The sequence below is a fragment of the Chitinophaga sp. SYP-B3965 genome, from assembly GCF_009647655.1.
Taxonomy (GTDB): domain Bacteria; phylum Bacteroidota; class Bacteroidia; order Chitinophagales; family Chitinophagaceae; genus Chitinophaga.
Genome location: NZ_WJFD01000001.1, coordinates 1801272 through 1824807, shown reverse-complemented (window position 1 = coordinate 1824807; position 23536 = coordinate 1801272). Strand labels below are relative to the sequence as shown.

Annotated in this window: 14 protein-coding genes; 7 read left to right on the top strand and 7 right to left on the bottom strand. The window is 44.0% G+C overall.

Translation table 11 applies throughout. The features are described from left to right. The first annotated feature begins 106 nt into the window (after positions 1 to 106). Positions 107 to 928, top strand: a complete 822-nt coding sequence (locus GFS24_RS07065) for a hypothetical protein (RefSeq protein WP_153658871.1) — start codon at positions 107 to 109, stop codon at positions 926 to 928. 330 nt (positions 929 to 1258) lie between these two features. Here the strand turns inward: GFS24_RS07065 and GFS24_RS07060 are convergent, their stop codons facing one another. From GFS24_RS07060 to GFS24_RS07040, 5 genes are all read right to left on the bottom strand, one after another. Next, complete coding sequence (locus GFS24_RS07060) at positions 1259 to 4000, bottom strand: hypothetical protein (protein ID WP_216647367.1); 2742 nt, start codon at positions 3998 to 4000, stop codon at positions 1259 to 1261. 8 nt (positions 4001 to 4008) lie between these two features. Then, positions 4009 to 5463, bottom strand: a complete 1455-nt coding sequence (locus GFS24_RS07055; protein ID WP_153658870.1) for a RagB/SusD family nutrient uptake outer membrane protein — start codon at positions 5461 to 5463, stop codon at positions 4009 to 4011. A gap of 23 nt (positions 5464 to 5486) precedes the next feature. Further along, entirely contained in the window at positions 5487 to 8879 is a 3393-nt protein-coding gene (locus GFS24_RS07050) for a TonB-dependent receptor (RefSeq protein ID WP_153658869.1), read from the bottom strand. A 180-nt stretch (positions 8880 to 9059) separates the two neighbouring features. Further along, entirely contained in the window at positions 9060 to 10094 is a 1035-nt protein-coding gene (locus tag GFS24_RS07045; RefSeq protein ID WP_153658868.1) for a FecR family protein, read from the bottom strand. Positions 10095 to 10153: 59 nt separating this feature from the next. Then, positions 10154 to 10753 (bottom strand): RNA polymerase sigma-70 factor, encoded by a 600-nt coding sequence (locus tag GFS24_RS07040; RefSeq protein ID WP_253906409.1) that lies wholly within the window; start codon positions 10751 to 10753, stop codon positions 10154 to 10156. 170 nt (positions 10754 to 10923) lie between these two features. Here GFS24_RS07040 and GFS24_RS07035 point away from each other — a divergent pair, with 170 nt between their 5' ends. After that, entirely contained in the window at positions 10924 to 13386 is a 2463-nt protein-coding gene (locus tag GFS24_RS07035) for an ABC transporter permease (RefSeq protein ID WP_153658867.1), read from the top strand. Here GFS24_RS07035 and GFS24_RS07030 read toward each other — a convergent pair. Together GFS24_RS07030 and GFS24_RS07025 are read right to left on the bottom strand one after the other, a co-directional pair. Then, a complete protein-coding gene (locus tag GFS24_RS07030; protein ID WP_153658866.1) occupies positions 13351 to 13674 on the bottom strand; it encodes a hypothetical protein in 324 nt (107 codons plus the stop codon). The genes GFS24_RS07035 and GFS24_RS07030 overlap by 36 nt on opposite strands. 5 nt (positions 13675 to 13679) lie before the next feature. After that, positions 13680 to 15014, bottom strand: a complete 1335-nt coding sequence (locus GFS24_RS07025; protein WP_153658865.1) for a serine hydrolase — start codon at positions 15012 to 15014, stop codon at positions 13680 to 13682. A 462-nt stretch (positions 15015 to 15476) separates the two neighbouring features. Between GFS24_RS07025 and GFS24_RS07020 the strand changes: the two genes are divergently transcribed. The 5 genes from GFS24_RS07020 to GFS24_RS07000 all read left to right on the top strand — a co-directional run bounded on the left by GFS24_RS07020 (position 15477) and on the right by GFS24_RS07000 (position 23536). After that, positions 15477 to 16046 (top strand): RNA polymerase sigma factor, encoded by a 570-nt coding sequence (locus GFS24_RS07020; RefSeq protein WP_153658864.1) that lies wholly within the window; start codon positions 15477 to 15479, stop codon positions 16044 to 16046. Positions 16047 to 16113: 67 nt separating this feature from the next. Further along, positions 16114 to 17241 carry a FecR family protein gene (locus GFS24_RS07015; protein ID WP_153658863.1) on the top strand — a complete coding sequence of 376 codons (1128 nt, stop codon included), beginning with the start codon at positions 16114 to 16116 and terminating at the stop codon, positions 17239 to 17241. 154 nt (positions 17242 to 17395) lie between these two features. Continuing rightward, the gene (locus GFS24_RS07010) at positions 17396 to 20758 is read left to right on the top strand and encodes a SusC/RagA family TonB-linked outer membrane protein (protein ID WP_153658862.1); all 3363 of its coding nucleotides are present in this window, start codon (positions 17396 to 17398) and stop codon (positions 20756 to 20758) included. 14 nt (positions 20759 to 20772) lie between these two features. Next, positions 20773 to 22197, top strand: coding sequence for a RagB/SusD family nutrient uptake outer membrane protein (locus GFS24_RS07005; protein WP_153658861.1), 1425 nt, complete (start codon positions 20773 to 20775; stop codon positions 22195 to 22197). Continuing rightward, on the top strand, positions 22181 to 23536 hold the full coding sequence (locus tag GFS24_RS07000; protein ID WP_153658860.1) for a hypothetical protein: 1356 nt from the start codon (positions 22181 to 22183) through the stop codon (positions 23534 to 23536). Before GFS24_RS07005 ends, GFS24_RS07000 begins: the two co-directional genes overlap by 17 nt.

Genomic DNA, 23536 nt, shown 5'->3' with positions numbered 1-23536 from the left:
TGCAGGGTGGCTTTTTTATTTAACGCAGTTCGTCATTTCTTGTCATTTGACAACCCGGCGGGAGCTGATATTTCGTAAATTGAAGGTTCACCAAAAAACAATCTTTATGGGATTTCAGGAAGGAGTAATAAAAGTAAACGGCAGCCTCGGTGATGAGGTCGGTTACAGGGTGGATGGAAAACTCCGCATCCGCAAAAAAGCAAAAAAGGTACGAAGAAGTGAGGCCACCAAACGCGCCGCTATCGATTTTGGCACTGCCAGTAAAGCCGGAAAGATCATCCGCCGGGGCGTAAAACAGGGGCTGGATATCCGCACGGATAATAAGCTGACCAACCGCCTGAATGTAAGAACGAAGCAGGTACTCTATGCCGGCAGCAATGAGCCCGGCGAGAGAACTTTTAAGCGGGAAGCAATAGCGGGATTAACAGGCTTTCAGTTCAACAGCCACACAGACCTGGGCCGGTTGTTAAATTTCCGGCCTAAGGTAAAACAGGATGGCAAAGGAAACCTCCGCATTGCCCTGCCTGCCCTGACAGCCAGTGATATCCTTCATGCAAAGAACACCACGCACATACAGATCAAAGCGATTGCTGTGGGTGTGAACTTCACTGATGGTGAATACCAGGATGCAGTATCTGACAAAGTATTGATCGATCTCAGGAAACCGGCAGTGGCAAACGAATTGATCCTGCCTTTCACTGCAGGCGATGATGAAACCATCGTAGTATTACAGGTGACTGCATTCAGGGAATATGGCGGACAGCTGTGTGCATCGGGCAACCGAAAATACTTCGCAGCAGATATCATTGATGTGATACCATCACTGGTGATAGAAGAAGCAAACCTTGTACACCACAGCCATGCAACAAGTAAACCGCTCTTCCGGCTGCACGGAAATAACACCTTCGCCACTCCGCAACGGGAATGAAACAAGGCGAGGCGGGTGACAGGAATTGATGTGAAGTTTTTCTTCCGCCAGGGAAATTATATTCATCACCCAAAAAATGCCCGTAAATTTGTAAAACGAAAGTGCATATGAAACATCTTGCTGTAAAAAACACCACTTCAACGCTTCAAAAAGCACTCAAAAGTGCAATCATCCTCCGTGCAAACAACTAAATATACCCTTCACCACATCTTCACCTCCGGTACACATTCTCTCCACATCAAGTCCACCTTCCCTTCGTCTTTCTCTAGGTAATCCTTCGTCAATCAAGCATCTTTCGCAAGTAACATACCCCAGATACAATCCCAGCAACTATTTACGATGAATAACCAGCGTCCCCGCCTCATTTGTAGCGGGTAGCGTAAGCTGTAGTACGCCCTTCCCTAAACGTTTAATAACAATCGGTTTACCGGAAAACTGTGCCTGATAGTCAAACGCCGGATTCATGCCTGCCAATAACGCACGTTTATGCGGAGCGGTAGCTTCATCAAAAGAAAGATCCGCTTTATACGATGAATGATCATTGTTAAACGACTGCCCGTTGATCCAGATCTCAAACCCCGGTGTTATCGTACCTGTTTTGTAATAGGCATCAAACCACAGCAGCACCGGTGTAGATAAACCGGAGAACTGATGCCAGCCAGCCCCTCTGCCGGACGCCGCCAGGAAGTGCTCAAAGGTGTAATAAGAAGCATCCGTTTCTCTTTTATATACATCCAGGCCCTTCGATGCCACCTGATAAGCAAGGTCACTTCTATCTATGTCCAGCAAACTTTTCCAGACAAACCACTGATGCGGCATCCATACCGCTCCGTTCCAGTATCCATCTGTACGATAGTAAGGAGCGGATTGATCCACCACGGTAATGCCGGAAGGGCTCCACATATGTTTGGGAGAAAATATCTTATCTGTTAAAATTTCCTGCTGGCCGGGTGTACAGATCCCGGATATAATAGGATAGGCCCCATCCAGGCCCATATTGAAATTAGCACCTGATGCAGGGTCTTTATAAAAGCCGGTAGCACGGCCGGCGCTGTCGTGCATCACATAGGAATAGTATCCGCTCTTTGCATCCCAGGAATGGTTTTGCAGGGCGGTAGTAAACCTTTTAATATCATCATCATATGCTTTGAGGTCTGAGCGTTTATCGAGTGCTACAGCCGCCATTCTCAGTATTTTGGCTACACGGATCACGTGTGCCGTGGTAACTACCGGCGTTACCCGTTTTTCCAGATGCTGGTTATGTACACCTACCTGCGGCGGATAATCATCCCAGCCGCCGGAATTGTAAAAATAGTCCCAGGTTTTCAGCAGATCGGAAGGCAACACATTGGTAGAAGAACTCCCGTAACGCCCAGCCAGGAATTCATAGTATTGTTTAAGCCTGGGATAAAAATAACTGAGCAATTCCCTGGATTGCGTTTTATTCCACAGTTCAAGGAACGCATACACCTGAACAGGCAGCGGCGATCCATGATGAACGAAGGCAGACTGGCTTCCCGGTGGTGTTACATAAGCATTGATACAATCCACTGCAAGCGCCGGATTAACGGATGAAAGGCCCAGCGCAACAAAGCCAAGGTCCCAGGTATACAAACTGTTCCACCACTTGCCGGGCGTAAAATGCCGGATGTATTGATCTTGCGTATAAACAGGATATACTACATTGGAAAGTAAAGTACTTTTCAGCATCTTATGGCTGAAAAGATATTTTTTCCCCGCTGCGAGTATGCCTTTTTCTTCCGGTATGGTATCTTTTAGCGGCACCTTATTTTTCAATGCGGCGAGTGCACCATCATGCGTACCAACACTAAGCAATGCAGTACACGTTTGCGAGGAAAAAGGCTTCAGTTCTACAGGCCTGATAAAAACATTGGCATAATCACCTTTCATATTTCCATTCAGCACTTTGGCTACATGGTTATGCGTTTCATTCCGGAGAAAAATATCCAGTTCATCATTTTTAATACTACGGACCTTAAAAGGTTCCTTATCCCATGTGATCCCATAATACAATGGCACATCGGGGTATTTCAGCAGCAGGGTGCGTGCTTTAAGGTCCTCTTCCGTTTCAGGCGTTTTAAGCATGGGTGTGGGAACGATCGTAAAAGGTTCTCCTGATTGTACGGTAGTGATAACAAAACCATTCAGCAGTATATTACCACCGCCAAGCAAAGTAAGGGGCAAATGTCCACCGGTTACTTCAAACGGGATGTCCAGTACAGCAAGCGTATCACTGGGCTTAAATATAACTTTCTGATTGATCAGTCCTGATAATTGTACAGCAGATTCCTTTCCGTTCTTCAGCGAATAAATAAAAAGAAGCCGGGCTTTTTTGCTACCTGATGGTATGGTTACATCATACTCGATTTTATCGCCTCCCTGAACACCACGGCCATTGATGAGCCGTGCATCCCGCACTTCTCCACGTTTCCATCCGTCATACACAAGATCGGTAGCAGGCTTCTTTACGGCATGTGAAAGAGAACGATAGTCCGCGGCATTATACCATTGTGTGCCTTCGCCATATTTCAATGTCCGCATACCATAGTTCTCCGGGTATTCCACAGATGCCACCAGGTTGAGCGAAAGGTTCTGCGGAAGCGCAGTATTGTTCACACAATGCATGGATACCAATACAGAAGATGTATCGATCAATGTATACGTAATATCTGTATACACCTGGTCCTTCCATTCCAGTTCATACCGGTAGGTAATAGCGCTAAGGTCATTTTTCACATTCCAGGGAAAATAGGAAGATTCAAACCGTACGTTGGGCACCAGTAACTTATTGCGGTAATAACCAGGCAGCACAGAGAAATCGAACCGTTTGCCGGTTGTAATATCCGGGATATGGGAAATGCCTGCATAATGTTTGGAATAGGGACCCCAGGCCGGCAAACGCAGGTCGTGATTGCCATTCAGTTTTGTCGTATCAAAGTTTTGCGCAACGCTGTAGGTAGTAAATAAGAATACCAGGCAGAAAGTAAGCCCTGCTATTTTTTTCATGGCAGATGTATTGAGAGAGAATGCCTGCCAATATACGGCAGGCATTCCTTTTTTTAGTTAGAACCTTCGTTCTGGGTGATCTTTGTTTTATTAATATCTATCTGGCTTTGCGGGATAGGGAATACCAGGTTCTGCGGTGTAACAGGATTTACGGGTTTGATCGTGCCGGCTTTTCCATTGATCACGGTGATGGCGCGATCCGTTCTTACCAGATCATACCAGCGCAGATTTTCAAAAGCAAACTCCACTCTTCTTTCATGTTCCATCGTTAACCGGAATGCTGCCTGATTGGGCACCTCCACAGCAGTGAGGTTACCAAGCCCGGCACGCCTGCGCACATCGTTCAGATAAGTGAAGGCATCTCCGTTGGCAACGAATCCTGCTTCATTCAAACATTCCGCATACATCAGTATCACATCTGCATAACGGATGATGGGGATATTATTGCCATTATCATTGGCAACGCCCGGAACATCAAAGTATTTTTTAACGAAGTTGCCCGGAATGGTGGTGCCACCGGGATTCACATAGGAAGTGGCAATGGTGGCCGTCTTCCGCTGATCGCCTGCTTCGTAGTCATTTACCAGGTCGTCAACCGGCACATTATTGCCGCCACCGCCAAACTGGATCACAGCATTCCCTGAATTCTGCGGGGCAAATGAATTGGGCCAGGAATTTCCCTGTCCTATACCGCCAGACCTGTATTGCACATCAAAGATGGCTTCTTTGTTGTTTTTGTTGGTCACTTTGAAGAAATCCGCATACGAAGTTAATACCAGCCCATACAGATTCCCGTCAATCACTGCTTTCAGTTGTATGGCAGCCGGTGCATATTTCTTTTGTGTGAGCAATACACGGCCAAGAATGGCCTGGGCAGCGCCTTTTGTAGCCCGGCCAATATCTGCACCGGTATAGGAAGGAGGCAACGCTGCTGCAGCTTCTGTAAGGTCTTTTTCTATTTGTGCATATACTTCTTCCTTCGGATTTCTGCCATAATCATACCCTTCATCCGAGTTAGTGATCTCTTTTAATACCAGTGGCACATCCCCGAATGTGTTGACCAGGTTAAAGTAAAAGAGCGCGCGGAGGAACTTGGCTTCAGCAATGTAGCGGGCCTTTAGCGCAGCGTCCATTGTAATAGGGTCTATACGCCCGAGAATGGCATTGCACCGTGCAATGGATGTATAGCTGTTACTCCAGCGGTTATTGATGAAGGGATTAGTGGTGCGTATATAAAAGCGGTCAAATTCGTCCTGGTCCGTTACGGAACCGGAAGCTACCGCCATGGAGTTGTCAGACCTGATCTCTCCGAAAATATAACTGTCCACGCCATAAGTGCCACCCGTTCTGAGTGCGTTGTAAGCACCGTTCACCGCGTTCTTAAAGTCTTCCGCGGTTTGGTAGAAATTATCCGTGGTGATGTTGGATATCGGCTTCAGGTCTACGAAACCTTTGCCGCAGGATGACAGCAAAAAGGCAACTAGTATAATGTTATGTGAAAATTTCATGAGTTTGTAGTTTAATGGGAACATTAGAAACCAACGTTGATACCAAAAGTCACTGTTCTTGCCAGCGGATAGCTGCCGTAATCAACGCCGCCTGTAAGCGGTCCTTCATAATTACTTACTTCCGGATTGAAATTCAGATAGTTTGTCCAGGTGTAAAGATTTTGTGCAGAAGCGTATATCCGTACCTGTTGCAGTTTAAGCCGGCTGATAAGCGCTTTGGGCAACTTGTAACCCAGGCTTACATTCTGGATCCGCAGATAAGAACCGTCTTCTACCCAGCGGGAAGAAACTGCATTGTTATTCCCTGTTGTACGCGCATTCGCCCTTGGTACCAAACCATTGCCGGGGTTCTCCGGAGAACGCCAGCGGTCCAACGCTACGGTCAGGTTGTTACCTCCGCCTTCCAGGTTATCAAAAAAGCGGCGGCTCAGGTTGAGGATCTGCCCGCCCTGCGTGCCCTGTATGGAAACGCTCAGATCAATATTCTTATAAGCGAAGGTGTTGGTCATACCGTAAATGAAATCAGGCTGGTTGTTACCAATGAGGGTCCTGTCCCTTGCATCAATGATGCCATCCCCGCTCACATCTTCATATTTCACATCTCCCGGCCTGGTCGTATTATCATGTGGATTAGTATGCAGGTCTGCTGCATCTCTGAAAATGCCGATCTGTTTATACCCGAAATAACTGCCGATGGGTTCGCCTATCATCGTAACATTTGTTTCGCCCACACCACTGCCGCTCAGGATCCGATCACCTGTGGGGCCCAGTTCCAGCACTTTGTTCTTGTTGAAAGAAAGGTTTGCGCTGGTATTCCAGGTAAAGGCGCCGGTAAGGTTGTAACTATTCAAACCAAATTCGAAACCCTTGTTACTCATCCTGCCGATATTCTTAACGGCAGAACTAAACCCGGTGAGTGTAGGCACATTTACGGACAGCAACAGGTCTTTCGTGATACGGTCGTAATAATCAACCGTGAGCGAGATCCTGTTCTGCAAGAGTCCGATGTCGATACCCAGGTCCAGCTGCTGGTTGAGTTCCCAGCTCAGGCCAGGATTACCGAGTGAACTGATGGCAAGGCCTGTAACCACATTATTGTTAAAGCTATAATTGGTAGCGCCTACACCGCCCACGTAGGGATAAGGATTGCTATACGCATTGTTGCCAGAAAGGCCGTAACTAACCCGCAGTTTCATCTCAGACAATACCGGCAGGTTTTTCATGAAGGGTTCTTCTGTTACTCTCCATCCTACAGAAGCAGCGGGGAAAGTACCAAACTTTTTATCCGGTCCGAAAATAGAAGAGCCGTCGCGGCGAACAGATACTTTCAGCAGGTATTTGGATTTATAATTATAATCCACCCTGGCAAAATAGGAAACGGTAGCCGTTTCGTTCAATTGAGAACTCACGGAAGCTGGTTGCCCGGCTGCATTCAGCGTTTGCACAATATCGTTGGCAAAGGTATTACCGGCTGCGTCGGAAGACTGGTATTGCAGTTTGTTGGATTCCGTGCCCGCCAGTATTTCCAGGTTATGCTTTTTATTGAAGGTTACATTATAGGTCAGTATCTGGTTCACCAGCCAGCTAAGCCCCTGGTCTGAAAACGCGCTGGCTACTGCAGCAGTGGGCGGCAATAGCTGGTTAAGCGGCATCTTTGAAGTGGTATAGGCATTTCTCCTGTTCTGGTAAAGATTAACATTACCGGAAACCCTGTATTTCAGGTTGGGGAGGAATTTGTATTCCGCGTATGCATTGGCCAGCAGGTTCGTTTCGTGGAACTTGCTGTTGTATTCAGTAATATTCGCAACAGGATTGGTGATGCCCGGCAGGTTGTACGGCGCTGCCAGCGCTGCCATCGAAGAATAACTGCCGTCCGCGGCGTAAATAGGCGCCATCGGCATGGTATTGAGCGCGGCATTAATAATGCGGTTGTCCGCCCAGTGCCCTTCAGCCCTTACTTCATCCGTTATCCTGTAAGATGGATTGAGGTTAACGCCGATAGTGAACTTCTCTGTGGCTTTAATATCCACATTAGCCCGCAGCGTATAACGGTCCATGGCGGACTTTTTGATAATACCATCCTGTGTGAGATAACCCGCACTCACGGTATACTGTACATTGTCCGTACCGCCGGAGGCAGAGAACTGGTAATTATGGATAGGGGCAGTGCGGAAGATGAGGTCCTGGTAGTTGTAGTCCGGAAGTGCAGCTATTTTTGCGGGATCATCAAAATTCAGCCAGTCAAAAACCTCTCCGCGCGGATAGCGGTAACGCAGGAAATTGGAAGGCCGCACACTGTTGGGATCCGAGATCTGTGCACCGGTTACATTATCCAGGTAAGCATTGTTAGATGCATCTTTGGCAAACTCCGCATACTCCTGAGAATTCAGTATATCCAGTTTTTTTGTCACCTGCTGAAATCCGGTATATACATTCAGGTTCAAACGTGTTTTGCCCGCACGGCCTTTTTTCGTAGTTACGAGGATCACCCCATTGGAACCACGGGAGCCATAGATCGCTGCGGAGGAAGCATCTTTCAGCACATCTATCTTGTCAATTTCCTCTGCATCAAACAAGCCAAATACCGCCGGTGAAACGATGTTACCGTCTACTACGATCAATGGGCTTGTGCCTGCGGACAAAGAGCCAAAACCCCTTACCTTGATAGCAGGTGTTCTGCCCGGGCTTCCTGAATTCTGTTGCACCACCACGCCGGCTATTTTACCCTGCAGGGCAGTGGCTACGTTGGACACGGGCATATCGCGGATCTCCTGCATGGGCACAGAAGCAATAGCGCCCGTAACATTTACTTTCTTTTGTGTACCATATCCTACCACCACCATTTCCTGGAGGTTGCTGGAAGTTGCCACCAGCGTCACATTGAGCGTTGTTCTGCCGGCCAGTGCCTGCTGCTGTGGTGCAAACCCGATATAGGTGAACAATAAAGTATCATTCACGGAAGGTACATTCAGTGTATAACGCCCATCCACACCTGAAGCGGTACCAATAGACGTTCCTTTTACATTGATGCTTACCCCCGGGAGCGGCTCATTCTTTTCATCCGTTATAACGCCGGTAACTGCAACCCGGGCAGGATTTGCCACTTCAACATTATTATTCCCCGCTGAAATAACGATCAGGTTATTGCCCATATCCCAGTGCCGCAGGCCGGAATGCTCCAATAGTTTATTGAGTGCATCCCCAACCGGTACGTTCTTTACGGAGAAGTCCATTTTTTTGGTGAGCGGAGTAAGGTCGTAATTATATAAAAACCTGACTTTGGCCTTTTTCTCGATCACATTCAGTATCGTGCGCAGTTCAACCTGTTCAAAACTGGCGGTGATCGTCTGGCTGAATACTTTCGCTGCATTGACCTGGGTAGCTGTAAGAATGATAATTAACACGGAAAGCTTCATACATAGAAGGAATTTAAGCAGACGTGGCGTCGTAACACCCCTCGCAGGCGGTGCATTTTTTTTCATAACTTTGGATTTACGGTTTAAGAAGAAAGAAACCCGTTGATTTTCCCGATCGGAGGTTTCTGGAACAATTAGACTTTTCGGGGAATGTTTCCGCATTTCCCGATTTTTTTGCTGTTACTTGTAGATGTTCACCTCATTATTGATGATTTTAAATGTGAAAGGAAGCGATAACCGTAAGGCAGAAAGGACTTCTGTGATACTTTCGTTCTCAAATTTTGCGTGGAACCTGTAACCCGCCACCGTAGAGTCATTAATGGATATTTTTACATTGTACCATCTTTCCATTTCGGCTACAATTTCCTGGAAATCCTCTCCGTCAAAAACTAGTTTATTATATACCCAGGCTGTTTCTGCCATGGAAGTATCTTTAGTGTTCTCTTTAAGATGTTTTACGATCATGTTATGGGGCACGGCGGTGCCTATATCGGAAACGCTTTTGCTGATCACCACTTTTTCGTGCGGGTGAAGCAGGAGTACTTCCTGAGGACCTTCGCCGGTTTTGGATACCTGCACCAGGCCCCTGATCAGGGTGGCTTCTGTTTTATTCTCATCCGGGTAACACTTCACATTGAAAGCGGTACCCAATACCCTGATATGAATGTCCCGCGTATGAACGATAAAAGGGCGGTTGGGATTTTTAGCGACGTCAAAGTAGGCTTCTCCTTCCAGTTCCACTTCCCGCAGCGAATCCGTAAAATTGGCAGGATAACTGATTCTGCTGCCTGAATTAAGCCATACAACACTTCCGTCCGGAAGTAATAATCTTGACCTGGCCCCGGGTTTAACAATAGTTTCTATACTGGATAACGCAGGCTGGCTCCGGTTTACGTATAACCAGGAGAAAAAGATCATCCCTGTAACCACGGCGGCCGCAGCAAGAATCTTACCTATATGATACGTGCGTCTTTCCCGTTCGGGGGTATCTTCGCTGGCGGCAGCGTTCAGTATATGGCGGAAATGCGCTTCTGCATCTGCGTCTTCATCAGCAATGGAGGAGAGGGGGGTGGTCCAGTAATCCGCTAAGAGGGAAAGTAAATAAGCATCTTCCGGATACACCGTTAAATGGGCATCCAGTTCCTTTATTTCCTCGGGAGATGCTTCTCCGGATAGCTTTCTGGCAATTAATTGTGTGATCTGTTCTTTATTCATTGAACCGTGGTTAATGATAAAGACAGGGAAAAGGAGAGATGACCTTAAAGGAAATGAAATTATTTTTTGACGGCCTTTTGGGGGAAAGTGGTAAAATGCGTCTGTACTTTTTCAGAAATGCGTTTAACGGCAATCACCATCTGGGCATCTACCGTATTTACCGTGAGGTTCAGGATCTCGGCCACATCCTTGTAACGGAGGCCATCTTCGCGCACCAGTTTAAAGATCATCTTGCACCGGGGCGGGAGGGATTCCACCGCAGCCGTGATCTTTCCCAGCAATTCTGCACTGATCATTTTCTCGTCCGGCGCGGGATCGTTGCTGAGCGCTATATCCAGATCATTGAAGGGTTCCGTGATCTGCCGGTGGGCTTTGGAAGAAAGATAATTAAGGGAACTGTTTTTCACTGCCACATAGAGATACACGCGGATATTGGCAATAGAAGGCGCCTTTTCCCTTTGTTTCCATAACTTAATAAATACATCATCCACTATTTCCGTGGCAACTTCCTTTATCTTAATGATGGAAAAGGCGAACTGGCTGAGCCGGGGACTATAATACTGAAATAACCGGCGAAACGCCTGTTCATCACCAACCCCGATCTGAGAAAGTGTTACAGATGACTCCGCACTTATCTGATGTGAAGTATTTCGCAGCAATCGATTATCAATGTTAGGTTGGTTCCAAAGTACACATTTTTAATCAAACCGGACATCCATTGTTCATATCCGAACAGATATGTAAATTTACTATTGTATAGATGCATTATTCCGAATACCTTCAAATATGGCAATCTTGTTGTTGTTAGAAAGCACCAAAATCCGCCCTGATGTTTAAAAACTACTTAAAGATCGCTTTCCGGAACCTGTTCAAGAACAAGGTGTATTCTTTGATCAATATATTTGGACTGGCCATAGGTATGGCCGCCTGTTTCTTTATATTTCAATACATCCGCTTTGAATTAAGCTACGATACCTTTCACAAAAACGTAAGCAATATATATCGGGTACCCATCACCTACAGCGGAGGTTTTTCACAAGGCACCCGCGCGGCTAACCACCCGGCGGTAGGCCCTGCCATGAAAGCGGAATTCCCTGAAGTAGTGGCACAAACAAGGGTAGCGCCCCAAAGCGTTTTTGCAAAAAGCCTCACCGTTTCTTTTGATAATGGAAAAGGAGATGTAAAACGATTTAACGAAAGCAGGATCTTCTCCGTGGATTCAACTTTCTTCAGCATATTTTCTTTCCCTTTGGTGGAAGGAGATCCCGCCACCGCATTGAATGCCCCCGGGAGCGTTGCGATCTCCGAAACTACCGCCAGGAAATATTTTGGTGATAGCAGCCCCCTCAATCAAACACTCAGCTTTAACGGTGGCCCTTTTAAAGTAACCGGTGTTTTTAAGGATGTACCGGAAAACGCGCATTTCAAATTTGATATGCTCGTTCCCTTCAGTGCGCATGGGGCGGATTTCGGCATAGCGGAATGGGGCTGGCCGGAGTTTTATAACTATGTCCAGCTGGCGCCGGGCGCCGATCCCCAAAAAGTGGAAGCAAAATTCCCGGCCTTCGTGAATAAATACCTGGGGAGCAAAATGAAAGAACTGAATTTTAAAGCCGCTTTCCATTTACAACCCATGGGAGAGATACATCTCAAGTCCCATTACGGGGAGGAACTGGAAGTGAACGGGAGCCAGAGCATCATTTATTTCCTTAGCCTGCTGGGTGTTTTTATCATCGTTATCGCCTGGATCAATTATATCAACCTGTCCACCGCCAAGTCCATGGAGCGGGCCAGGGAAGTAGGTTTACGGAAAGTGGTAGGGGCTACGCGTTTGCAACTGACCACACAATTCATTTTTGAATCCGTGATCATCAACTGCATTGCCCTGCTGATGGCAGTGGTACTGGTGATTACCTGCACGCCTTATTTTGAACAGTTCATCGGCAAACACATCGGAGAAGCTTTCTTTGCTTCCGGTTTATGGAAACACTGGTATTTCTGGGCTATCTTCCTGGGTATATTCATCGCAGGCGCCTTACAGGTAGGGGCTTATCCGGCTTTCATATTGTCTTCTTTCAAACCCATCATCGTATTGAAAGGAAGATTCCTTCCCGCAAAAGGCGGGATCTCCCTCAGAAAAGCATTAGTGGCATTTCAGTTCATCCTTTCTATCATATTGATCGCAGGCACCATCACCATGTACAGCCAGCTTTCCTATATGCGCAACCAGGAACTGGGATATAAGCAGGATCAGTTATTCGTTGTGAAAGCGCCACAACCTTCAGATTCTACTTACTTTTCAAGAATAAAGTTCTTTAAATCAGAACTTGAAAGGAACCCTGCTATTGCCCGCATGGCCCCTTCCAAAGATGTACCCGGTAAACCGATCTATGGAAGGAATGGGGTAAGAAAAGCAGATCAGGATAAAACAAAAAATACCGTAGTAGGACTAACAGAGATAGATAAGGATTTTATACCCGTGTACCAGATGAAACTGGCAGCCGGCACTAACATCCCGCAGAATGAAACAGAGAGTGTGTTTGACACAAAACAGGCGAAGGTATTGGTCAATGAAGCACTCGTAAAGAAACTGGGTTATAAGGATAACCAGGCTGCCCTCCACGAAAGCGTGATCTTTACATCCTGGTTCGGGGATATTAACTGCGAGATAGTGGGGGTGGTGAAGAACTATCACCAAAGGTCCCTGAAGGAACAATATGAGTCTATTCTCTTTTACTATTACAACCAGGCCGTACCGAATTATTTTTCCATGAATGTGGATACGAAAGACCTGTCTAAGGACCTGGCCTATATAGAAGATCTGTACAAGAAGGCCTTCCCCGGTGCTGCCTATGAAAGTTTCTTCCTGGATGATTATTTTAACCAGCAATATGCGGCAGATCAGCAGTTCGGGAATATATTCGGCCTCTTCACCATACTGGCTATTATTGTAGCCTGCCTGGGGCTGATAGGCCTGTCTACCTACGCCATTAAACTCCGCACCAAAGAGATCGGTATCAGAAGGGTGCTGGGTTCCACTGCTTATGGCATCGTATACCTTTTTTCGAAAGACTTCATTCTGCTGGTGGCTATTGCAGCAGTAGTAGCTATTCCGGTGATCTATGTAGCTGCTAATGAGTGGCTCAATGGTTTCGCGTTCCGCATCAGCCTGGGCTGGTTCATCTTTGTAACGCCGCCTTTGCTGTTGATGATGATCTCTTTGCTCACCATCGGCTGGCAGAGTTTCAAAGCAGCGTTATCTAACCCGGTGAAAAGTTTGCGAAATGAGTAAGCGGATCACCAGCGCAAGGATCGTCCAATAGATAGCAAATCCCACCAGGAAGAAAGGAGGAGGTGTATCCGGGTCCTGCTTCAAAAAATTAATGAAAGGCAGCATAGGGCCTATCAGGATTATTTTGACAGGGGAGAGGATGGTGGATATAACTGCCTGCCAGCCTGCCTGTGATGCCGATCCAAAGAGCGCCTCATTGGGCTGATCTAACAGTCCGGTAGTGCCAAAAAGAAAGGCAAATGCACAAACGAGGAAGATGAGAACGAATTTTATAGCGGACATTTTCATAGCTGTTAGTTTTCTTTGGTGAATATTCTTTCAACACCAACCCGGTTCATGATCATTTGTTTTTTTGCCACGTCGAATTCAAAAGTGACCCCGTTAACACCCTGGATATTGAATTTATTCGATGCCGTTGCTTCAAGCGGAGCAGGAGACCCTTCCCCTGGCGGCTTAATATAAAGTGTGCCGCCATTCCTGGTGATCGTAAATTTTACAGGTGCTTCGGTGGTGGCATAAACGCCCGTATATTTTTCCAGTATTTCTTCACTGATCACCATCGCTTCGAAGGTGGGGATCTCAAACGGTTTGTTGTAGTAGATCTCCATGATGCTTTTCATGATGTCTGCCACCGGGTGAACCTTTGCATTGGTAGTATAAGCCACCGCCAGCTTTTCTTCCGGCATATAAGCCAGCCACGCGCCAAGATTACCGCCTCCGCCTGTATGCCCGTAGAAGGTTTTACCGGCGAACAGAAAAGGTTCCATGCCTGAGCCATCACCATCTTTTATCGTTTTCATCAGCGTAAGATGTTCCGGTGAAATAAATTTTCCGCTAAACAGTGCGTGGATGAATTGAGCCATATCTGCCGGTGTAGAAATGATCGAACCTGCACCGAAAAGGATGCCGGCAGGTGTTTCAGGCTGCCGTAGCCAGCCACCCGTATACCGGTAGGTAAGACTTTCGTTTTTGTTCACATCCATATAGGCCGTAGCGATGTAGGTATCCTTCAGCCCGATCTTAGCCGTGATCCTTTTCCTGAGGGCTTCCGCATAAGACTGGCCGCTTAATTTTTCAACAATAACACCTAAAAGCGCATACCCGGAATTGCTGTACTGATGTTTTGTGCCCGGCTCAAAATCAGACTTGCCTTTGCAGACGATGGCCACTAATTCTTCCTTCGTGATCGATGCTGCCTTCACCTGAGAGAGCACATCCGGTTCCACGAGTACATCATGGATCCCACTGCGATGTGCAAGGATATGCGCGATGGTTATTTTACCGGCGTTAGCGATCTGCGGAAAGAATTTACCGATCGTATCCGTGAGTTGTAATTTTCCTTCCTCCACCAGCTGAAGGATCATTGCTGCCGTGTACATTTTAGTGATCGAAGCGATGCGGTACCGGCTTTCCGCGGTCAGTGGTTTCTTTGTGGTTTCGGTGATCTGGCCATAACCGATAGAGCGGGTGTAAATCTGCTTACCATCTTTGGAGATCACAAGGGTGCCCATCGCTTTATTCTTTTCAGCGAGCCGGTCGAAGTACTGATCCAGCTTTGCTTTATCAAAGGTTTGGGCATGAGTTGCCGTAAACGTCAGTAAAGACGCAATTAATAATTTTATGTTCATAGGGTTGAGTTTTAAAAGTGCTTTGCGTTACAAAGTTAAATGAAAATACTTTGCATTTCAAAGTGTTTTTAGAAATTTTCCTGAAAAAAGAGGGGAGATGGCTTATTTACGAGGTGTTCATCCGGCAGTCTGTTAACCTGCAGTTAATACCGCGGTTCGTCCAGAGAAGGAACAACAGGCAGAACATCCCGCTGGCGTAGCTTTTTACGGTTGCTGGCAAATGCGTATGTGTTATAATGATTAACAACATCTTCCATTGATGAAAATATTAAGTACATTGTTTGAAAGAATTTTATCATCTTTAGCCCCGTCGTATAGGGATTGAGGTTATTTACCTCACCGATCATCATAATTCACCCACCTGCTTCCTCCATTGCTGAATGACACAGCTATTTTTATTCATCTGGTTTTGATAGTAACTTTTGTTTCTATTTTTCGGGGTATGCTTTTTTCAATAAGGTAATGGAACAAAATTATAAAATATTATCGGAGGTTGACTTGTTTGCATTGTTTCTCGAAAGTGATCAACAGGCATTCACAGAATGTTATAACCGATACTCCCCGTTAATTTACAGCTACGCCAGGCGAATTTTGCGCGATGCATGCCAGACGGACGATGTGCTGCAGGACGTCTTTATCATTTTATGGGAGAAGCGCAGCAGGCTGGAAATAGAATCTGATCTGATTAACTACCTCTTTGGCATCACCAGGCACCGCGTCTTACACGAATTAAGAAAATCGAAAAAACTCCAAAACTTCATTGATACGCTGGAAAAGAAGATGGCGCTGTATGAATCTTCACCGGAAGAGTATATTATCAATAAGGAACGAACCAAAATCGTAGAAACAGAGATCAACCGCCTCCCCGAAAGAATGAAGACCATCGTGAACCTTAGCCGATCCGGTGATTACAGTTACCGGGAGATAGCCGAAGAATTTAATGTTAGTCCCGGTGCTATAAAAGATCAGGTTTACCATGCAACAAAAAAGCTGCGCCTGAAGCTTGTCAAACATTTCTTCTCTTTATTTTAAAAACTTTTGCGAGGTTTTACTTTTTCGCGACACTATATATTAGGGCCATCTACATAGCCTTGATGAAATGGGAAAACAAATACCTTCTGAACTACTCGATAAATACCTTAACGGAGAATGCACGCCGGCAGAGCGGGCTTTGGTAGAGTACACCCTCGACCAGCATGCCGGAGACAATCCGGAAGTGTATACTGAAAATGAACTCCGGGATGCAATAGCCTCATCCTGGCCTGTTATTGAAAAAGCTGTCTATAGCAAATCCAGGTTCAGGAGGATGCTTCCATACACAGCAGCGGCTGCTGCGGTAGCCTTGTTCGTGGCTTTCGTATACCTGTTTAGTGAAAAACAAACGCTGCCACCGCAGACGGTGCAATATATTCAGGATGTTGCGCCTGGTGGCAACCACGCGGTACTTACCTTACCTAACGGCAAACAAATTAACCTCAGTCAGGCGAATAAGGGAAATATACCCAATCAATTTTCTACTATTGAAAAAAGAGATGATGGGGAAGTAGTATTTACACCTTCTAACGCTGCTGCTTCATCTGAAATGAGCAGTATTACCACACCCAGGGGTGGCCAGTTCATTGTGCAGTTACCCGATGGCAGTAAAGTTTGGCTGAATGCAGCCTCCAGTCTCAAATTCCCCGTTGATTTCAAAGGCTTTAAAAACCGGCTCGTTGAGCTAACCGGAGAGGCTTATTTCGAAGTCGCAAAGAATACCAGCCAGCCATTCATTGTAGAAACACCTACTCAGCGTGTTCAAGTACTGGGGACACATTTTAACATCAATGCCTACCCCGAAGAACAGGTCGTAAAAACAACTCTTTTAGAGGGCGCTGTTCGATTATTCTCCACTCAGCTTAATACCGTAAGCGAAACATTAAAACCAGGCCAAATGGCCTACCACCAAGACAATAAGATCGAAGTTCTGCCGAAAGAAGAAAACGCCATTGCATGGACAGAAGGAAAAATGAAATTCTCCAATGTGGCACTTCCTCCATTGATGAGAGAAGTCAGCAGATGGTACAATGTGACTATCAAATATGAAGGTCCAATCTCCACAGAACGTTTTACAGCCAGTATTTCCAGGGATAGTAATCTATCTGAACTGCTTCACATTCTGGAAGGAATGGGGATACATTTTAGTATTGAACAACAGCCTGCGGGCAACGTATTGATCGTAAAGAATTAATTAACCATAATCAAATTACATGAGGGAAGACAACTAGCATATCTCCTTAAAGAAAAACCGGATACGTATCTCACACGCATCCGGTAAAGTGTTTTAAGGAAGATCAATATCACTATACAGAGACATTTTACTAACCATCAAACAAAGCAAAAGTATGGAATTATTTACTTGCTGCTCTCATCCCTTTTTTAAGGGGAAGAGAAGGTATTTCCTGTTGCCGAAAGGAGATCCTTCTACGAATTCAACCATAAAGAAAATAATCATGAGGATTCATATTGCGACCTTTCTGATCTTAATCTCCTGCCTGAACGTTTTCTCTAAAGCCAGCGCACAGAAGATCAGTTTGCAGTTTAAGCAGGTGGAGCTGGAGACGGTTTTTAAGGCTATTGAGCGGCAGACGGATTATGGGTTTGCTTATGGGGTGGCGCTGCTGGCGAATAGTGCACCGGTGACGGTTTTGCTGAAGGATGTGAGTTTGGTGGAGGCGTTGGATCATATTTTTGCGGGGTTGCCTTATAGGTATGAGATTGTTAATAAGACGATTTTGATTAAGGGGAAGGGGCAGGTGACTAGGCATACAGCCTCGGAAAATACCAAGCCCATACGTATTACTGGTAAGGTAACGGATATCAAAAACAATACCCTTATTGGTGTGAGTGTTAGGTTACGCGGCACTAACATCGGGACAATCACAGATAGAAATGGCAATTATCAAATTGTCGGTGAGCCTGATGGAACGCTAGTCTATAGCTTCGTAGGTTTCAAAACTATGCAGATCGAGGTAAATGGTCAGGCAGAAGTTAACTTGACCTTGATTGAACTTACAAGTAAACTTGAAGAAACTGTAATAAAAGGTTACTATAATACTACTAAGATTCGTAATACGGGAAATGTAAGTACGGTAAAAGCCGAAGATATTGCCAGACAGCCGATTGGTGATCCAATTGCTGCATTAATAGGTCGTGTACCTGGATTATTTATACAACCTGTCGACGGTACACCAGGGAGAGAATTAACAATCAGACTAAGGGGGCAAAATAGTTTAGCAAACGGTAACAATCCACTATTCATCATCGATGGGATACAATTTAACTCAAACAGTTTTACACTCATCGGCGCGACGGGAATAGCAACAGCACCGGTGGGTGGACCTATTAGTCCATTTAGTTTTCTTAATCCAAGCGATATCGAAAGTATAGAGATATTTAAAGATGCTGACGCAACTGCAATATACGGCAGCCGCGGGGCAAATGGTGTTATTTTGATTACCACAAAAAAAGGTAAGGCGGGTAAAACTCAGTTTGATGTGAATTTTTACACTGGGGGAAGTAAAGCACCACAACGTGTTAAGTTTATGAACACTCAAGAATACTTGTCAATGCGAAGACAAGCGTTTGCAAATGATGGTAAATCTCCCGGGCTAAATGATTATGATCTGAATGGGAAATGGGACACAACCAGTTATACCAACTGGCAAGATTATTTTGTAGGTGGTACAGGGAAATTAACTGAAGCTTCAGTTTCTGTTTCTGGCGGCAATGATTTTACCAATTTTAGAATAGGATCTACTTTGAGAAATGAGGGGACAATTTATCCAGGTGAATTTTTGACAAAAAAAATAAGCTTGCAATTCGGCTTAAATCATAGTTCGACAAACAAAAAATTTAATGCTTCTCTTATGGGCGCATATGTCTATAATGTGAATAATTTGCCATCTGGAGTATTCGAAGCTACAACATCATTTCGGTTGGCACCAAACCTCCCAAAGCCTTTTAAAGAAGACGGAAGCTTAAATTGGGCTCCTAATAGTGAATGGGTCAATCCTATGTCAGCATTCTTGCAGACCTCAGATGAAAAGGCCAATAACCTAGTGAGCAATCTATTACTAAGCTATAGGCCAATAAATAATTTAGAAATCAGAAGCAGCTTTGGATATAATGCTACGGATTTCTCCCAAAGTAATTTAACACCCTTTATTGCATATAATCCCTCATTGTCGGAATTTGCAAGTTTGCTGAGGTCAAATGAGTTCCTAGATAATAGATTGAAATCTTGGGTTATTGAACCTCAAATATCATATCAGGGTAAAGTTTTAGGGGGAAGGTTCGAAATGCTTGTTGGCACAACTTTCCAAAGTACAGTTAAAAATTATTTAGCAATGTCAGCCCGTGGATTTACCACGGATGCATTAATTGAAAACTTCGCTGCTGGTCCTACTGTAACAACAAAAGGGCGGTCAAACACAGTGTATAGATATAGTGCTATATACTCCAGAATTGGTTATTCATTTCATGATAGATATATATTAAATGTTACTGCTCGTCGGGACGGAAGCAGTAGGTTTGGTCCTGAAAATAAATTTGGGAATTTTGGAGCTATAGGAGCTGCCTGGGTTTTCTCTAACGAAGCGTTTTTTAAAGGAAGCCTTCCATTTGTTAGCCTGGGAAAAATACGATCCAGCTTCGGAAGTACCGGGAATGACCAACTGACAGATTATCAATATCTGGATACTTATAGCACTAATACTAGTTTTTATCAAGGCGTCAGCAGCTTAATACCAACGCAGCTTACAAACCCTTATTATGGTTGGGAAAGGGTTAATAAAATAGAAATTGGTTTAGAATTGGGTTTTATGGACAATAAGCTATTGCTGAATACAAGTGTATATCGTAATAAAACAAGCAATCAATTAGTTCAATACGGCCTGCCCTCTGTTGCGGGATTCACAAGCATCAGGGCGAATTTACCAGCTGTGCTTGAAAATTCTGGTTTAGAAATTGATCTACATTCAGATAACTTTAACAGTAAGGTATTTTCATGGTCAACGAATGTTAACATAACTTTTCCAACCAATAAACTCGTTTCATATCCTAATATTGAAGCATCAAGTTACGCGACTAGGTATGCCATCGGCCAACCGCTATCGTTACTGCGTTTGTATCATTACACGGGGAGGGATCCAGTCACCGGTTTATTTACATTTGAGGATTTTAATAAAGATGGAAACCTTACAACTGCATTCGATAATCAATTTTATTTTGTCGGTCAAAAATTCTATGGAGGCATTCAAAATAATTTTGGTTATAAAGGTTTTGAGCTTGATTTCCTGTTTCAGTTCACAAAACAAAACGGTAGAGCGTTTTTTAAGAGCATAATACCCCCTGGATTTTTTAACAGCGGCAATGGAAATCAACCTAACTATCTATTGGGTAGCGAGTACCAGTTGCCGTTCTCTCAATCTAAAGCATTGATATCTACATCAAATAACATTTTTAATTCTAGTGACGGGTTGTTAAGTGACGCGTCTTTTATGAGATTAAAAAATCTATCCCTCTCTTGGCGAATGCCATTAAATTATTCGATCCGCTCAATTTTAAAAAGTGTGCGATTATACGCACAAGGTCAGAATCTTTTGACATTTACAAAGTATGTTGGGTTCGATCCGGAGGCTCCATCTGATGCAGTAAGGCTACCGTCATTAAAAACGCTTACTATTGGTTTGCAGGTTACATTATAATTAAATCAAAAAAAATGAAAAATACGAGTCTATATATATTCATTTTTCTTGTAGCTATTACAGGGTGTAAAAAATTCGTGGAGATTGATCCACCTCAGGATAGGTTAGTTACTGAAAAGGTTTTTAGTGAGGATGCTACGGCTATCTCTGCTATGGGAGGATTATATACAAGTATGATGAGTGAACCACTACCCTATAACCTGGCTCTCTATTGCGGGTTGTATTCAGACGAACTTGATTATAAAGTAACCAATGTCGCTGGATTAGCTGTATATAAAAATGCATTAAACGCAAAAGACGCATTAACGAACGTGATTTGGGAAAAAGGTTATAATATAATTTACCAAGCAAATGGTATTATTGAAGGCTTGGGGAAATCTGAAAAAGTAACTAGTCAGGTAAAAAAGCAATTGTTAGGAGAGGCCCTCTTTATAAGAGCATTCTGGTATTTCTATTTGTGCAATTTGTATGGCGATATTCCACTGGTCTTGACTACTGATTATACCATAAATGGTGCTTCAGTACGTATCGCGGTAGCAGATGTGTACAGGCAAATTATTGCCGATTTAATCAAATCGGAAGAACTGCTGTCACCCAAATATGTATCCGGAAATGCGATAACAGAAACTGTTGATAGGGTTAGGCCCAACTTATTTGTTGCATCTGCTTTATTGGCACGGGTATATTTATACACCGGTCAATGGGGGTTAGCAGAGGAAAGGGTCAGTGCTATTGTCAACAGTTCATCAATATATTCTTTGGAGAAAATTGATGATGTTTTTAAGAAAGCGACAAAAGAAGCCATCTGGCAACTTCAAATGCCAACTGGTAACTCCGGGGCAGCTTTACGAGAAAATACTTATGAACAAAAGTTTATCTTGACTAGCATACCAACAGCGGGAAATAGCGGTTCGGATATTAGCAATAGCCTCTTAAAAGTATTTTCTGGTAACGATCTGAGAAAGTTAAACTGGATCAAATCTATCACTGTCGGAACAGGTACTTACTACTTTCCATTTAAGTACAAATCACGTGTTGTGAGTACAACAATTGAGGAAGTATCTATTGTATTTCGTCTTGCGGAAATGTTTATAATAAGGGCAGAAGCACGAGCACAACAGGGTAAAATATCAGAAGCTATTGAAGATATAGATAGAATTAGATCCCGTGCAGGAATAGATTTATTAAAAGATATCAATCCCGGCATTTCAAAAGTTGCAATGATAGATACAATATCTGTGGAAAGACGAAGAGAGTTGTTTTGTGAATGGGGGCATAGGTGGTTTGATATTAAAAGAACAAAAGTTGTTGATGTAATTATGAAACAGATAGAGTCTATTAAAGGGACGGTTTGGTCTTCAAAGTGGACTGTCTGGCCTTTGCCTTTAAATGACATTATAAATAATAACAAGCTCACCCAAAATGAAGGATATAATTAACAGTGTAAAAAAACAGTTTATTGATTTCATGCGAATCATCGTGATGCTTTCCTTGTTAATGTTTTTACATTCAGAAGTAAAAAGTCAAGATGAAAATTATCCAACTATCGGCAAGAAATTTCCAAATTTTACTTTGACAAACTTTCATGATGATCTTAAGGATGAACTATCTTTTGGTGATTTGTTTGGTAAATATGTAATAATAGATTTTTGGACCATTGGTTGTTCTTCCTGCATTGCAGGATTCCCAATGTTGAATTTGATTCAGAACAAGAATTCGGATAAACTCAAAGTGATTTTGGTTGGGCGTGAAGAAAAAATAAGGGACATCAGAAAATATTATGATATATATAGAAAGAAATCTTGTTTAACGCTTACGTCAACATATGACTCAATCTTTTTTAATAAGGTTGTACCTATGAGTGTGCCACATTACGTATGGATCGACAAGAATGGTTTAGTTAAAGCAATAACTTCATCTGACGATGTGACTGAACAAAATATTGAGAAATTCATTTCCGATTTGCCATTTTATTTTAGGGATATGAGCTACGCGAACGTCAAAGGAAATAAGCGCCAGGCGGATCAGTCAATGCCATTGCTTATTGATGGGAACGGAGGTGAATCAACAGACTACTTATTCAGGAGTATATTGATGAAACCAAATTATGGTCAAGGATGGTCACTAGTCCCTGATATCGCAAACTTTACATCAGATGGAAAAGTGAGGTACCAAGCAATGGCCGCTTCTCTTCCGGCGCTATATATGGTTGCTTATTTCGGCGCGCCATTTATAATCTCAAGGTACCCTAAAGTCTGGCCATGGCCTATAATTATAACGAAGGATTCACTTAGATTTCAGTATCAATCTGCAACTGCTGATGTTTATAACTATAGTATTGAAGCTCCACTAAGGAAAGGGACTCCCGCTGATCTAATGAAAATGATGCAGCGAGATTTAGAAAATTACTTTGGGTATAGGACAAGAATTGTCCAGAGGGACATGCCATGTCTGAAATTAGTTGTAATCAATAAAAATAAGGTTCGGAGAATTTTAAATAATGTTGGTGGTCCTTCCAGCGCTTGGGAACCAGAATCACGGATTAATCGATTTAATAATATAGCCATCGATAATATTCCAATTATTCTTTCATACAGATTAACGCATTCTAAATTTGTAACGATAAACGAAACAGGGATTACAGGTAATGTCAGTTTTTCAGTTGAGGCTGATATAGATGATCTTGAGAGCATTAGAGCCTCTTTGAGGCAAAGTGGATTAGACTTGATACCCAGTACCATGAAATTGGACGTCCTTGAAATAAGTGATAGCTTTTAA